The sequence below is a fragment of the Streptomyces cylindrosporus genome, from assembly GCF_022698165.1.
Taxonomy (GTDB): domain Bacteria; phylum Actinomycetota; class Actinomycetes; order Streptomycetales; family Streptomycetaceae; genus Streptomyces; species Streptomyces cylindrosporus.
In genome coordinates, this window is sequence record NZ_JALDAY010000014.1 from 1 (window position 1) to 12391 (window position 12391).

At 70.3% G+C, this 12391-nt stretch carries 16 protein-coding genes; 8 read left to right on the top strand and 8 right to left on the bottom strand.

Going from position 1 to position 12391, the window contains the following annotated elements; all coding sequences use genetic code 11:
* The coding region (locus MQP27_RS38815) for a hypothetical protein (RefSeq protein WP_242774228.1) at nucleotides 1-258 on the top strand (258 nt) is incomplete at its 5' end.
* Between the two features lie 83 nt (nucleotides 259-341).
* Here MQP27_RS38815 and MQP27_RS38820 read toward each other — a convergent pair.
* Entirely contained in the window at nucleotides 342-983 is a 642-nt protein-coding gene (locus MQP27_RS38820; protein ID WP_242774231.1) for a DNA-3-methyladenine glycosylase, read from the bottom strand.
* Between the two features lie 150 nt (nucleotides 984-1133).
* Here MQP27_RS38820 and MQP27_RS38825 point away from each other — a divergent pair, with 150 nt between their 5' ends.
* From MQP27_RS38825 to MQP27_RS38835, 3 genes are all read left to right on the top strand, one after another.
* Nucleotides 1134-1916, top strand: a complete 783-nt coding sequence (locus tag MQP27_RS38825; RefSeq protein ID WP_242774234.1) for a sporulation protein — start codon at nucleotides 1134-1136, stop codon at nucleotides 1914-1916.
* Between the two features lie 44 nt (nucleotides 1917-1960).
* Nucleotides 1961-2500, top strand: a complete 540-nt coding sequence (locus MQP27_RS38830; protein WP_242774236.1) for a YbhB/YbcL family Raf kinase inhibitor-like protein — start codon at nucleotides 1961-1963, stop codon at nucleotides 2498-2500.
* Between the two features lie 154 nt (nucleotides 2501-2654).
* Entirely contained in the window at nucleotides 2655-3161 is a 507-nt protein-coding gene (locus MQP27_RS38835; RefSeq protein ID WP_242774238.1) for an HNH endonuclease, read from the top strand.
* Nucleotides 3162-3228: 67 nt separating this feature from the next.
* Here MQP27_RS38835 and MQP27_RS38840 read toward each other — a convergent pair whose 3' ends face one another.
* From MQP27_RS38840 to MQP27_RS38850, 3 genes are all read right to left on the bottom strand, one after another.
* Nucleotides 3229-4173 carry an SPFH domain-containing protein gene (locus MQP27_RS38840; RefSeq protein WP_242774240.1) on the bottom strand — a complete coding sequence of 315 codons (945 nt, stop codon included), beginning with the start codon at nucleotides 4171-4173 and terminating at the stop codon, nucleotides 3229-3231.
* Between the two features lie 130 nt (nucleotides 4174-4303).
* Entirely contained in the window at nucleotides 4304-4735 is a 432-nt protein-coding gene (locus MQP27_RS38845; RefSeq protein ID WP_242774243.1) for an NfeD family protein, read from the bottom strand.
* Between the two features lie 84 nt (nucleotides 4736-4819).
* Complete coding sequence (locus tag MQP27_RS38850) at nucleotides 4820-5617, bottom strand: ABC transporter ATP-binding protein (RefSeq protein WP_242774245.1); 798 nt, start codon at nucleotides 5615-5617, stop codon at nucleotides 4820-4822.
* A 140-nt stretch (nucleotides 5618-5757) separates the two neighbouring features.
* Here MQP27_RS38850 and MQP27_RS38855 point away from each other — a divergent pair, with 140 nt between their 5' ends.
* Nucleotides 5758-6540, top strand: coding sequence for an Rv1486c family protein (locus MQP27_RS38855; protein WP_242774248.1), 783 nt, complete (start codon nucleotides 5758-5760; stop codon nucleotides 6538-6540).
* Between the two features lie 87 nt (nucleotides 6541-6627).
* Here the strand turns inward: MQP27_RS38855 and MQP27_RS38860 are convergent, their stop codons facing one another.
* The 4 genes from MQP27_RS38860 to MQP27_RS38875 form a co-directional block, all read right to left on the bottom strand.
* Entirely contained in the window at nucleotides 6628-6867 is a 240-nt protein-coding gene (locus MQP27_RS38860; RefSeq protein WP_242774250.1) for a chaplin, read from the bottom strand.
* Between the two features lie 188 nt (nucleotides 6868-7055).
* The gene (gene chpE / locus MQP27_RS38865; RefSeq protein WP_242774251.1) at nucleotides 7056-7304 is read right to left on the bottom strand and encodes a chaplin ChpE; all 249 of its coding nucleotides are present in this window, start codon (nucleotides 7302-7304) and stop codon (nucleotides 7056-7058) included.
* A gap of 170 nt (nucleotides 7305-7474) precedes the next feature.
* A complete protein-coding gene (locus MQP27_RS38870; protein ID WP_242774252.1) occupies nucleotides 7475-8116 on the bottom strand; it encodes a response regulator in 642 nt (213 codons plus the stop codon).
* On the bottom strand, nucleotides 8109-9254 hold the full coding sequence (locus MQP27_RS38875; RefSeq protein WP_242774253.1) for a GAF domain-containing sensor histidine kinase: 1146 nt from the start codon (nucleotides 9252-9254) through the stop codon (nucleotides 8109-8111). Before MQP27_RS38875 ends, MQP27_RS38870 begins: the two co-directional genes overlap by 8 nt.
* Before the next feature lie 225 nt (nucleotides 9255-9479).
* Between MQP27_RS38875 and MQP27_RS38880 the strand changes: the two genes are divergently transcribed.
* The 3 genes from MQP27_RS38880 to MQP27_RS38890 all read left to right on the top strand — a co-directional run bounded on the left by MQP27_RS38880 (nucleotide 9480) and on the right by MQP27_RS38890 (nucleotide 12312).
* On the top strand, nucleotides 9480-10178 hold the full coding sequence (locus MQP27_RS38880; protein ID WP_242774254.1) for an SDR family NAD(P)-dependent oxidoreductase: 699 nt from the start codon (nucleotides 9480-9482) through the stop codon (nucleotides 10176-10178).
* Entirely contained in the window at nucleotides 10175-11260 is a 1086-nt protein-coding gene (locus MQP27_RS38885) for an S-adenosylmethionine:tRNA ribosyltransferase-isomerase (RefSeq protein WP_242774874.1), read from the top strand. Before MQP27_RS38880 ends, MQP27_RS38885 begins: the two co-directional genes overlap by 4 nt.
* A gap of 299 nt (nucleotides 11261-11559) precedes the next feature.
* Nucleotides 11560-12312, top strand: a complete 753-nt coding sequence (locus tag MQP27_RS38890; RefSeq protein WP_242774255.1) for a transglycosylase SLT domain-containing protein — start codon at nucleotides 11560-11562, stop codon at nucleotides 12310-12312.
* Nucleotides 12313-12391: the final 79 nt, after the last annotated feature.

A 12391-nucleotide genomic window follows, 5' to 3' on the forward strand; every position in this document is an offset into this window, starting at 1 on the left:
TTGATTTTTGGCACGCTGTTGAGTTCTCAAGGAACGGACGCTTCCTTTGTACTCACCCTCTCGGGCTTTCCTCCGGGCTTCCCTTCGGTGTTTCCGACTCTATCAGATCCTTTCGGGCCTGATTCCCTGTCGGCGGGGCCTTTCGACATTCACTACGTTAGCCGATTCCCCCGGCAACTCATAATCGAGTTCCGCGAGTTCGAATTCGGGCATGCGGACATGCTGAATTCGCCCCCGCTGAGGGGTGATCGTTGGTAGTGGTTTGGCCGCTTCCGGCTGCTGGCGATTGCCGTACCCGGTTCAAGCGGCTCGGGCTACATTACGCACCTTCCAAGGACGCGTCAACTTCGGCGACGCCTCGGAACATGGGCCCGATAAGGGCTCACCGTGGGGTCGTCGGCGGCCCAGAAGCGCCAGGGGTGGACGCCCCCTTCGCCGGCCACCCCGGTACGCGGACCGTTGCGTACCTGGTCGGAGCTGATCGGGGTGCCCGTCAGGATGCGCAAGGGGGTGTCCCCCGGCGCGCACGCGTCCGTGCCGTCGAGGTCGCGGGCCACGCCCAGGGCCGTGGCCAGGCGTGCCGGGCCTTTGGCCAGTTCCTTGTCATTTCGGGCCGAGAGTCGACGTTTACGGGCGAGCTCGACGCCCTCGACGATCTCCCCGGCCCTCAGCAGGACTGCGCTCGCCCGGCCTTCGGGACCGCACACCAGGTTCATGCAGAACCACATGCCGTAGGTGAAGTAGACGTAGACGTACCCAGGCGGACCGAACATCACTCCATTGCGGGCCGTGGGGCCGCGATAGGCGTGGGAGCCGGGGTCGTTCTGGCCGTCGTACGCCTCGACCTCCGTGAGGCGCACCGCGATCGGACCGTCCGGTGTCGTGCGCACGAGGACGCGGCCCAGGAGATCGGGGGCGACTTCCAGGACGGGGCGGTCGAAGAACTCCCTGGGGAGTGGCGTACGGTCCACAGGCGCGATCATGGCGCCCGAGCCTAGTCCAGGCCGGTGTGGGCCAAGGGGTGGTCAAGCTTCGGTCTGCTTGCCAGGGTGAGGGCGCGGAACCGGTCGTACCCGGATCGCGTTTGTAGGGATCAAGGGTCCAGTCGTACAGCTCGTCGTATAGGGAGAGACATGGCGTTCAAGAAGCTGCTCGCGAGCCTGGGGGCCGGCGGGGCTTCGGTCGAGACCGTGCTGACCGAGGTCAACGTCGTGCCGGGTGGCGTCGTCCAGGGTGAGGTGCGGATCCAGGGCGGGTCCGTGAACCAGGACATCGAGGGCCTGTCCGTGGGGCTGCAGGCCAAGGTCGAGGTGGAGAGCGGCGACGAGGAGTACAAGCAGAACATCGAGTTCACCAAGGTGCGGCTCGGTGGCGCCTTCGAGCTGCAGGCGGGTGCCGTGCACGCCGTGCCGTTCGGGCTCGAGATTCCGTGGGAGACGCCGATCACGATGATCGACGGGCAGGCGCTGCGCGGGATGAACATCGGGGTGACGACGGAGCTGGCGATCGCGCGTGCCATCGACTCCGGTGACCTGGACCCGATCAACGTGCACCCGCTGCCGGCGCAGAAGGCGATCCTGGACGCCTTCATCCAGCTGGGCTTCCGCTTCAAGAACGCGGACATGGAGCGCGGTCACATCCGCAACACGCGGCAGCGGCTGCCGTTCTACCAGGAGATCGAGTTCTACCCGCCGTCGCAGTACCGGGGGCTGAACCAGGTCGAGCTGAGCTTCGTCGCCGACGAGCACGCCATGGATGTGGTGCTTGAGATGGACAAGAAGCCTGGGCTGTTCAGCGAGGGCAGTGACACGTTCCGGTCCTTCCAGGTGGGGTTGCACGACTTCCACGGGACCGACTGGGCGGCGTACCTCAACCAGTGGCTGTCCGAGGTCGGCAGCAAGCGCAACTGGTTCTAGGCTCGGGAGGCACTGGTTCCAGTAATCGTTCAGGAGGTACCGAGGTGACCGAGCTCAAGCGGCGGCCGCTCCCCCATGACTTCCACCCGCCCGTGCCGTCGTTCACGGTGACGAGCGAGGACGTCCAGGAGGGCGCCACGCTCAAGGAGGCCCAGGTCTACGCGGCCGGCAACACCTCGCCGCAGCTGCGCTGGGAGGGTTTCCCGGCCGAGACCAAGAGCTTCGCCGTGACCTGCTACGACCCCGACGCGCCCACGGGCAGCGGGTTCTGGCACTGGGTCGTGTTCGACATCCCGGCCTCGGTGACCGAGTTGCCGGCGGGTGCGGGCAGCGGGAAGTTCGAGGGGCTGCCCGAGGGTGCGGTGCAGGCTCGTAACGACTATGGGAGCAAGGACTTCGGCGGTGCCGCGCCGCCGCCCGGGGACGGGCCGCACCGGTACGTGTTCACGGTGTACGCCGTGGACCAGGAGAAGCTCGGTCCGGATTCGGATGCCTCTCCCGCCTATGTCGGCTTCAACCTGCGGTTCCACGCGATCGCGCGCGCCCAGCTCATCGGCGAGTACGAGAACCCGGCGGAGGGCTGAATAAGCCGAGCGTTCATTGAACGTTTGCCCGCCTCTGGTCATGGAAGTGATCAGAGGCGGGCAGTTTTTATTGCGTTGTCCATCTCGGCGTGCCCGGCCAGAGTTGATCCAAGCCCGCCAGGGGGTGGGCCGGTGAGCATGGGAGGTGGGCTGGATGCGGGACACGCTGGTGCTGAACGCGAGCTTCGAGCCGCTGTCTACGGTGACGTTGAATCGAGCCGTCGTTCTGGTGCTCCAGGACAAGGCCGTCGTCGAGCAGGCCCACCCCGAACTGCGTATGCGCGGAGCCGCGGTCGACATACCGGCGCCGCGGGTGATCAGACTGTGCAGGTATGTGCGGGTGCCGTTCCGAAGACAAGCCCCCTGGTCGAGGCGGGGTGTGCTGATCCGGGACCGGCACCGGTGCGCGTACTGCGGACGCAGGGCGACGACCGTGGACCATGTGGTGCCGCGGGCGCAGGGTGGTCAGGACTCGTGGCTGAACACGGTGGCCTCGTGCGCGGAGGACAACCACCGCAAGGCGGACCGGACTCCGGAGCAGGCGGGGATGCCGCTGCTGAGGCAGCCGTTCGAGCCGACGCCGCAGGACGCGATGCTGCTGGCCCTGGGGACCGAGGACTTCGAGGCACTGCCTGACTGGCTGGTGGTGGACGCCGCCTAGAGGGTACGTGCGACTGGGGCCCGCCTCCTGCGAGGCGGGCCCCAGTGTCGTACAGGAGAAGTCCGGGTCAGTCGATCGACGGCTTCTCTCGGCGTTCCGGGGTCTTGTCCGTGCCTCCGCCGCCCGAACCGCTCGCCATGGGGCCGAAGTTGCCCATGGCGCCGGAGAGGCCCTTGAGGGCGTCGCCGATCTCGCTGGGGACGATCCAGAGCTTGTTGGCGTCGCCCTCGGCGATCTTCGGGAGCATCTGGAGGTACTGGTAGGAGAGGAGCTTCTGGTCCGGGTCGCCGGCGTGGATGGCCTCGAAGACCGTGCGGACGGCCTGGGCTTCGCCCTCCGCGCGCAGGGCCGCGGCCTTCGCCTCACCTTCGGCGCGCAGGATCTGGGACTGCTTCTCGCCCTCAGCGGTGAGGATGGCGGCCTGGCGCGTACCTTCGGCGGTGAGGATCGCGGCGCGCTTGTCACGGTCGGCGCGCATCTGCTTCTCCATCGAGTCCTGGATGGAGGTGGGCGGTTCGATCGCCTTGAGCTCGACGCGGTTGACGCGGATGCCCCACTTGCCGGTGGCCTCGTCGAGGACGCCGCGCAGCGCCGCGTTGATCTCCTCGCGGGAGGTCAGGGTGCGTTCGAGGTCCATGCCGCCGATGATGTTGCGGAGCGTGGTGACGGTGAGCTGCTCGATGGCCTGGATGTAGCTGGCCACTTCGTACGTCGCCGCGCGGGCGTCGGTCACCTGGTAGTAGATGACCGTGTCGATGTTGACCACCAGGTTGTCCTGGGTGATCACCGGCTGCGGCGGGAACGGTACGACCTGTTCACGCAGGTCGATGCGGTTGCGGATGGTGTCGATGAACGGGACGACGATGTTGAGGCCCGCGTTCAGCGTCCGCGTGTAGCGGCCGAAGCGCTCGACGATCGCGGCGCTGGCCTGTGGAATGACTTGGATTGTCCTGATCAGGGCGATGAAGACCAACACCACCAGAATGATCAGGACGATGATGACCGGTTCCATCGTCGTTCCCCGTACCCTTCTCCGCCTCGGCGCTCTCGGAAGATCTTATGTTGTTGAAGATCTTGCTGGTCGAGTCTGACAGACCGTCGTACAACTCGTGGGCTGTTCGGTTCAGTTGAGTCGTACGAGGTCAGATGACGATCGCGGTGGCCCCCTCGATCTCCACGACGTCCACTTCCTGACCTACTTCGTAGGCACGTCCGGTGTCGAGGGCGCGGGCGGACCAGACCTCTCCGGCCAGCTTGATCCGGCCACCGGAGGCGTCCACGCGCTCCAGTACGACGGCCTGCTTTCCCTTCAACGCGTCCACGCCGGTGGCGAGTCGGGGGCGTTGGGCGCCGTGCCTGACCGCGATGGGCCGGACGACGGCGATGAGGGCGACCGAGACGACGACGAAGGCGAGTACCTGGCCCACGGCGCCGAAGCCGAGGCCGGCGAAGCCCGCTGCGGCGACGGCGCCCACCGCGAGCATGCCGAACTCCGGCATCGCCGTCACCACGAGCGGGATTCCGAGCGCGGCCGCGCCGACGAGCCACCACACCCATGCGTCGATGTCGTTCACATGGTCATGGTATGACCGCCGGTCACGTCACCGACAGGGCGCAAAGCCCGTAACCGGCTTCTTTGCAAGGGGAGTCAAGGGGAGTCAGGACAGCGGGAGGCCCTGGGCGGTCCAGCGCTCGCCGACCTGCTCGACGACGAGGGGGAGGCCGAAGCAGAGGGAGAGGTTGCGGGAGGTGAGTTCGAGCTCCAGCGGGCCGGCGGCGAGGACCCTGCCCTGGCGGATCATGAGGACGTGGGTGAAGCCCGGGGCGATCTCCTCGACGTGGTGGGTGACCATGAGCATCGAGGGGGCGATCGGGTCGCGGGCGAGCCGGCCGAGGCGGCGGACCAGGTCCTCGCGGCCGCCGAGGTCGAGGCCGGCGGCGGGCTCGTCGAGCAGGAGCAGCTCGGGGTCGGTCATCAGGGCGCGGGCGATGAGGGTGCGCTTGCGCTCGCCCTCGGAGAGGGTGCCGAACTTCCGGTCGAGGTAGTCGCTCATGCCGAGGCGGTCGAGGAAGGCCCGGGCGCGCTGCTCGTCGATCTCGTCGTACTCCTCCTGCCAGCCGGCGGTCATGCCGTACGCGGCGGTCAGGACGGTCTGCAGGACGGTCTGGCGCTTGGGGAGCTTGTCTGCCATGGCGATGCCGGCCACGCCGATGCGCGGGCGCAGTTCGAAGACGTCGGTGCCGGGCTTGCCGAGGGTCTCGCCGAGGATGGTCGCGGTGCCCTTGCTGGGGTAGAGGTAGCTCGACGCGACGTTGAGGAGCGTGGTCTTGCCGGCACCGTTGGGGCCGAGGATGACCCAGCGCTCGCCCTCCTTGACCGACCAGGAGACCTCCTCCACCAGAGCCCGGCCCTCGCGGACCACGGATACGTCCTCAAGCTCCAGAACATCGCTCATGAGCGCGTTGTCTCCCCTTGCAGTGTGACCGGTCTCGGCGTCTCGGCAGTCGTGCGCGCGCTTTCGGGCGCAGCCCTCGATGAAATCTACGCCACCGGTCGGCCGGTCCATTCCATCGGTCCGGTCCTTAGGGTGGGGGCATGCTTTCGGAACCACGTTCAGGGCGCCTCGCGGCTTGGGGAAACGCCCTTTTGGCCGGACTTGTGTCACCGGACGACGCCGTGCTGGCGATCGTCGGGGACGATGCCCTGCACCGGATGGAGGGGCTGCCCGGCGAGTCGGGGCCGGTCGGGCTGACGTTCGCGCTGGGCCGGCTGCGGGCGCTCGGGGTGACCGGGCTGCGCGTCGCGCTGCCGGCGCCGGGCCATCCGCTGGGGCTGAGCGGACCGCCGGAGTTCAACGCGCGGGCGATGGAGGCCGAGGAGGCGGTGGTCTGTTACGGCGCCGCGCTCGGGTTGGTGCCCGAGGTGTACGAGGCCGGGCCCGACGGTGATGTGCATGTCGAGGTCGTGTGGCACTGCCTGCCGGTGCGGGAGGCGCCGCCGGCCGATGTGCCCTCGCTGGGTGAGGCCGAGCGGGAGCTGGCGGAGGCGCTGCGGGAGGCGACCGAGGTGTTGTCGCGGCTGGACGTGGCCGGGTCGGGGCCGGTGGCGGAGGCGGCGATCGACGCCTACCGGGCGCGGGCCGAGCGGGGGCGCGAGGTGCTGGCGCCGGGGTATCCGCCGCGGGCGGTGCGGGTCCTTGAGCTGGCGCAGCGGGTGGGGCTGCTGGTGTCCCTCGCTTCCGGGAACGGGCACGGGGGTGCGGTGAGTGCAGGGGAGATGGCGGCGCGGGGGGCTGCGCTGCGGCCGGTGGAGCGGACGGCTCGGCGGGCGCTGGTGGCGGCGTACAACGCGTATGTGGAGGAGCGGGAGCGGGGGTGACCGCGCGGACGCGGTGAGTTCCGCGTACGCGAGAAGGGCCCCGCCGGTCGCCGTTGACCGGTGGGGCCCTTCTCGTGTCTGCCGACGTCAGTCGTTCATGCCCTTGTTGCCGAAGGCCGGGTTCAGCAGGGCGATCAGGTTGGCGGTGTTGCCGACCACGTTGACGGGGACGTGGACCGGGACCTGGACGAGGTTGCCCGAGCCGACGCCCGGCGACTTCACGGCCGCGCCGTCGGCACTCGAGTCCGCGACAGCGGCACCGGCAGCGGCACCCGTGGCCATACCGGCGACGGTGAGGGCCACGGCGGCCTTCTTGGCGATGTTCATGAGAAGCGTTCCTCCTGCGATTGCGTGACGACCCGGCCGCGGGTCGTGCGCTGCTCAACGCGGGAGGGTGGGGCGATGGCACGGAGAACTGACGCCTACTGCCCGTTCGGATCATTCGAACGACTAGCAGACCGGCCTCCCGGGAGCGCCCGGGAGGCCGGAGGTCACTGTCCGCCGTGCGGCGGACCTCAGCGGTTGAGGCCGAGGTTGCCGAAGGCGGGGTTGAGCACGCCGATGACGTTCACGCTGTTGCCCACGGCGTTCACCGGGACGTGCACCGGGGCCTGGACGAGGTTGCCCGAGACCACGCCCGGGGAGCCCACGGCCTGGCCGTCGGCGTGCGAGCCGCCGGTGGTGGCGGAGGCCATCCCCGCTCCGGCGGCGATCAGACCGCCGGCCACCATCGTCACGGCCGCTGCCTTCTTCAGGTTCTTCACTTCTGACCCCTCCTAGCGATTGCCGCGGCAGTCGCCGCGGCACGCACTGGAGAACGGCGGAGATCCACGGAGGATGCGCCGTCCGGGGGACATTCCCACGACGGTATGAATCTCAGTCCGGAGCGGAACCTTCCGTATTGCCGTCGCCGCACCGGCGCGCACGGCGTGTTTCAGCCGGTCACGCCGTGTCGTACGGCCCAGAGCGCGGCCTGGGTGCGGTCCGCGAGGTCGAGCTTCATCAGGATGTTCGAGACGTGGGTCTTGACGGTCTTCTCGGACAGCACGAGGGCGCGGGCGATCTCGCGGTTGGAGCGGCCGTCCGCTATCAGTCCGAGCACCTCGCGCTCCCGCTCGGTGAGTGAACCGCCTCTGCCCTGGCCCGAGTTGGCCTCCTCCTGGGACAGCAGGGCACCCGCCACCTCGGGTTGGAGCAGGATGTGGCCGGCGTGCACCGAGCGGATGGCCCCGGCGAGGGCGTCCGGGTCCACGTCCTTGTAGACGTACCCGGCGGCGCCCGCGCGCAGGGCCGGGACCACCGTGCGCTGTTCGGTGAAGCTGGTGACGATCAGCACGCGCGCGGGGTTGGCGAGTTCGCGGAGCTTGCGGAGGGCGTCCACGCCGTCCATGCCCGGCATCTTGACGTCCATGAGGACGACGTCGGGCCTCAACTCCTCGGCGCGGGCCACTCCTTCGGCGCCGTCGGCGGCCTCGCCCACGACCTCGATGTCGTCCTGCACTTCGAGGAACGTGCGCAGTCCGCGGCGGACCACCTGGTGGTCGTCGACCAACAGCACCTTGATTGCGTCAGCCACCGGGGACCTCCATCTCGATCGTGGTGCCCTTGCCGGGCGCCGATTCCACGGTCAGCACACCGCCGACCCCGCTCGCGCGGTCGCGCATCGACACCAGGCCGAGGTGGCGCCCCGCCCGCCGTGTCGTGTGCGGGTCGAAGCCGCCGCCGTCGTCCGTGACCCGCAGGACGGCGGCCGTGCCGCGCCGGGTCAGGGTCACGTCCACGTGCTCCGCGCCGGAGTGCCGCAGAGCGTTGTGCAGTGCCTCCTGGGCGACCCGCAGGAGGGCCTCCTCATGGGCTGCCGGTAGGGCGCGCACGCCGTGGCTCTCGAAGGTCACGCGCGCGGTGTGGGCGCGGTCGAGGACCTGGATCTGGGTGCGCAGGGTGGCGACGAGACCGTCCTCGTCGAGGGCGGCGGGGCGCAACTCGACCACGGCGGCGCGCAGTTCGTCGACGGCCTCGGCGGCGAGCGCGGCCACCTGCTGCATCTCCCCCTTGGCGCGGGACGGGTCGCGGTCGACGAGGGCCGCGGCGGCCTGGGCGGTAAGACGCAGCGAGAAGAGCTTCTGGCTCACGGCGTCGTGCAGTTCGTGCGCGAGCCGGGAGCGCTCCTCGGCGATGGTCAGTTCGCGGCTGCGCTCGTACAGGCGGGCGTTGGTGAGGGCGATCGCGGCGTGCTGGGCGAGGATGGCGAGCAGCTCCTCGTCCTCCTCGGTGAAGCCGCAACCGCCTTGAGGCTTGGGGCAGTTCTTGTTCGCGAGGAAGAGCGCCCCGATGACCTCGTCGCCGTCCCTGATCGGCAGGCCCAGGAAGTCGGACATGTCGGGGTGAGCGGACGGCCAGCCCTCGAAGCGGGGGTCCTCGCGCACGTCGGCCAGCCGCTCGACCTTGGCCTCCTGGAGCATCGCGGCGAGGATGCCGTGCTGGCGCGGGAGCGGGCCGATGGCCTTCCACTGCGCGTCGCTGACGCCGTCGACGACGAACTGGGCGAAGCCGCCGTGGTCGTCGGGGACGCCGAGCGCGGCGTACTGCGCGCCGAGCAGCTCGCGGGCCGAGGCGACGATCGTCTTGAGGACGTCGCGCACCTCCAGATGCCTGCTCATGGCCAGCAGCGCGGCACTGACCGCTGCGAGGCCGGACCGGGGGCCTTGACTCATGACCTCAAGGTACCGGCGGGGTGTGACACCGCGGATGGGACCTCCGGCCGCAGGCGGGGGACGGTGGGCGTAGGACGGACGGCCTAGGCCGCGGGCCCGGTACCGGCGGCGTAGGCCGAAGGGCCCCGGCGCTTTGCGGCCCGCGTCCGAGGCGCGGTGGGCGGCCCGGTTCCTACGTTGGGATCACCGCCGGTCGAGGGCGGGCGAGACGAGGGGACGTGGGTCATGCCGGTAGCGATCATCACGGGTGCGTCGAAGGGGCTGGGGCGGGCGCTCGCCGAGGCCCTGGCCGCGCGCGGCTGGGATCTGGTGCTCGACGCGAGGACGGCGGCGGTCCTCCGGGAGACGGCGGCGGGGCTCGACGCGTACGGCACGCGCGTGACGGCGCTGCCCGGGGACGTCACGGACGCCGCCCACCGGTCCGAGCTGGTGGCGGCGGCCGCCGGGCTCGGCGGTGTCGACCTGCTGGTGAACAACGCGAGCGCGCTGGGCGCCGAGCCGCTCGTACGGCTGGACGGGCTGCCCCTGGAGGGGCTGCGGACGGCGCTGGAGGTGAACGTGGTGGCCGCGCTGGGCCTGGTCCAGGAGGCGCTGCCGCTGCTGCGGGCGGCGGAGCGGGGCGCGGTGATCGCGGTCAGCTCGGACGCGGCCGCCGAGGCCTACGAGACCTGGGGCGGGTACGGCGCGTCCAAGGCGGCCCTGGACCATCTCGCGGCGGTGCTCGGCGAGGAGGAGCCCGGGCTGCGGGTGTGGGCGGTCGACCCCGGGGACATGGCGACGGACCTGTACGCGGCGGCCGTACCGGACGACGAGGAACCGCGGCCGGCGCCGGCCGGTGTGGTGCCCGGGTTCCTGCGGCTGCTGGACGAGCGGCCGGCAAGCGGGCGGTACTCGGCGCCGTCGCTGCTGGTGGAGGGGCGATAACGCTGGCGGTGAGCGTGCCGGAGGAGCTCTCGGCGCGGGTCCCGGTCGAGCAGCGCGGTCCCGGGCTCGACCGGGACGCCGTACGGCTGCTGGTGTCGCGTGGGACGGAGGTGTCGCACCACGCTTTCGCGGAGCTGCCGCGGCTGCTGCGGGCCGGGGATCTGCTCGTCGTCAACACCTCACCGACGCTGGCCGCCGCGGTGGACGGTCACCTCGGGCACGCGCGCGTGGTGGTGCACTTCTCCACGCGCGGGGACGACGGCCGGTGGGCGGTGGAGCTGCGGGAGCCGGACGGGAAGGGGACCACGCGCGCGCGTACGGGCGGGCCCGCGGAAGGTGAGGTGCGGCTGCCCGGGGGTGTGCGGCTCGTGCTGGAGGAGCCGGTGAGCGCGTGCGGGGAGCGGTTGTGGTGGGCGCGGGCCGCGGGGGCGGGGGTGCTCGGGATGCTGCGGGAGCACGGGCGGCCCATTCGGTACTCCTATACGGAGCGGGACCAGCCGCTGTCCGTCTATCAGACGGTGTTCGCGCTGCCGTCCGCCGACGGGACGGGCAGCGCGGAGATGCCGAGTGCCGCCCGGCCCTTCACCGCGCGGCTGGTGGCGGAGCTGGTGAGCCGGGGCGTGCAGTTCGCGCCGATCACCCTGCACACGGGCGTGGCCTCGCAGGAGGCGCACGAGCCGCCGTATCCGGAGCGGTTCTCGGTGCCGGAGGCGTCGGCCCGGCTGATCAATGCCGTGAAGGCCGGGGACGGGCGGGTGGTGGCCGTGGGGACGACCGCGGTGCGGGCCGTGGAGTCGGCGGTGGGGCCGGACGGCGTCGTACGCGCGCGTGCCGGGTGGACGGACCTCGTGGTGACCCCGGAGCGCGGGGTGCGGGTCGTGGACGGGCTGCTGACCGGGCTGCACGAGCCGGAGGCCTCGCATCTGCTGATGCTGGAGGCGATCGCCGGGCGGGCCGCGATCGACCGCGGCTACGACGAGGCGCTGCGCGGGCTCTACCTGTGGCACGAGTTCGGGGACCTCCATCTCCTCCTCCCGGAGGAGGACCCTCACACAGAGCATTGCTCCAGCAACTGCCGGTGAGACTGTTACCCGCTCGATGTGAGCCCGCGCATAGGGCGCACGTCACGTACGAAGGTCGGTAGGAGATACGGACTGACCTCATGAGCGGGATAGACGGTCCACTCTGTCCGGTTTTGCCCCTCGCGGATCAACTACCCGGCATCGTACGTCACACCTTTGCCTCCGCATTTTGCGGCCGCTAAGAATGGCTGCCGTCGCTCAGCGCCGCGGGTCTCCCCCGCGGCGTTCGTGCGGGACGGACCCGTGTCCCCCGCCGGACGTCGAGCGACCTCCGCGCTATTCGAAGAGGTCCGTCTGCCATGCCCAAGAACTCCAGCACTCGTGGTCACAGTCGTACGCTGACCCGCCACCACAAGATCGCGATCGCCGGTGTCGCCACCCTCGGTGCCGCCGCCCTCGCATTCTCCGCGGTGCCCAGCAACGCGGAGACCACCACGAGCGAGGCGGCCTCGCCGGCGCACGTGGCCTACAGCTCCGAGCAGATCAAGGACGTCAAGGCCAGCGTCACCGACCAGCTCGCCGCCGACAGCCTGAAGACCGAGGCCGCCAAGGCCCGCGCGCAGGCGAAGGCCGCCGCCGAGGCCGCCGCGAAGAAGAAGGCGGCCGCCGCGGCCGCCGCCAAGAAGGCCGCCGCCCAGAAGAAGGCCGAGGCCGCGCGCAAGGCCAAGGCGGCCGCGAGCCGGTCCGCCAAGCGTGCCGCGCTGAAGAAGGCCGCCGCGACCAAGACCTACGCCAACAACCTCGACGGCTGGATCAAGCACAGCCTCGACATCATGAAGGCGAAGGGCATCCCGGGCAGCTACAGCGGCCTGTACCGCAACATCATGCGGGAGTCCTCGGGCAACCCGAACGCGATCAACGGCTGGGACATCAACGCGATCAACGGCGTCCCGTCGAAGGGCCTGCTGCAGGTCATCCCGCCGACCTTCAACGCGTACCACGTCTCCGGCACGTCCTGGAACATCTACGACCCGGTCGCCAACATCACGGCCGCCGCCAACTACGCGGCCGACAAGTACGGCTCGATCGACAACGTCAACAGCGCGTACTGAGGTCGGCGCGGACCTCTCCGTACGTGAACGCCGATGGGCGGCACCCCCTGACGGGTGCCGCCCATCGGCGTCGTACGCG

Excerpts from the sequence above, each read along its gene's own strand:
- MQP27_RS38860 (WP_242774250.1), bottom strand. The coding sequence starts at position 6,867 with ATGAACATCGCCAAGAAGGCCGCCGTGGCCCTCACCGTCGCCGGTATG.
- MQP27_RS38835 (WP_242774238.1), top strand. The coding sequence starts at position 2,655 with ATGCGGGACACGCTGGTGCTGAACGCGAGCTTCGAGCCGCTGTCTACG.
- MQP27_RS38825 (WP_242774234.1), top strand. The coding sequence starts at position 1,134 with ATGGCGTTCAAGAAGCTGCTCGCGAGCCTGGGGGCCGGCGGGGCTTCG.
- MQP27_RS38875 (WP_242774253.1), bottom strand. The coding sequence starts at position 9,254 with ATGAGTCAAGGCCCCCGGTCCGGCCTCGCAGCGGTCAGTGCCGCGCTG.
- MQP27_RS38840 (WP_242774240.1), bottom strand. The coding sequence starts at position 4,173 with ATGGAACCGGTCATCATCGTCCTGATCATTCTGGTGGTGTTGGTCTTC.
- MQP27_RS38850 (WP_242774245.1), bottom strand. The coding sequence starts at position 5,617 with ATGAGCGATGTTCTGGAGCTTGAGGACGTATCCGTGGTCCGCGAGGGC.
- MQP27_RS38890 (WP_242774255.1), top strand. The coding sequence starts at position 11,560 with ATGCCCAAGAACTCCAGCACTCGTGGTCACAGTCGTACGCTGACCCGC.
- MQP27_RS38880 (WP_242774254.1), top strand. The coding sequence starts at position 9,480 with ATGCCGGTAGCGATCATCACGGGTGCGTCGAAGGGGCTGGGGCGGGCG.
- MQP27_RS38855 (WP_242774248.1), top strand. The coding sequence starts at position 5,758 with ATGCTTTCGGAACCACGTTCAGGGCGCCTCGCGGCTTGGGGAAACGCC.
- MQP27_RS38820 (WP_242774231.1), bottom strand. The coding sequence starts at position 983 with ATGATCGCGCCTGTGGACCGTACGCCACTCCCCAGGGAGTTCTTCGAC.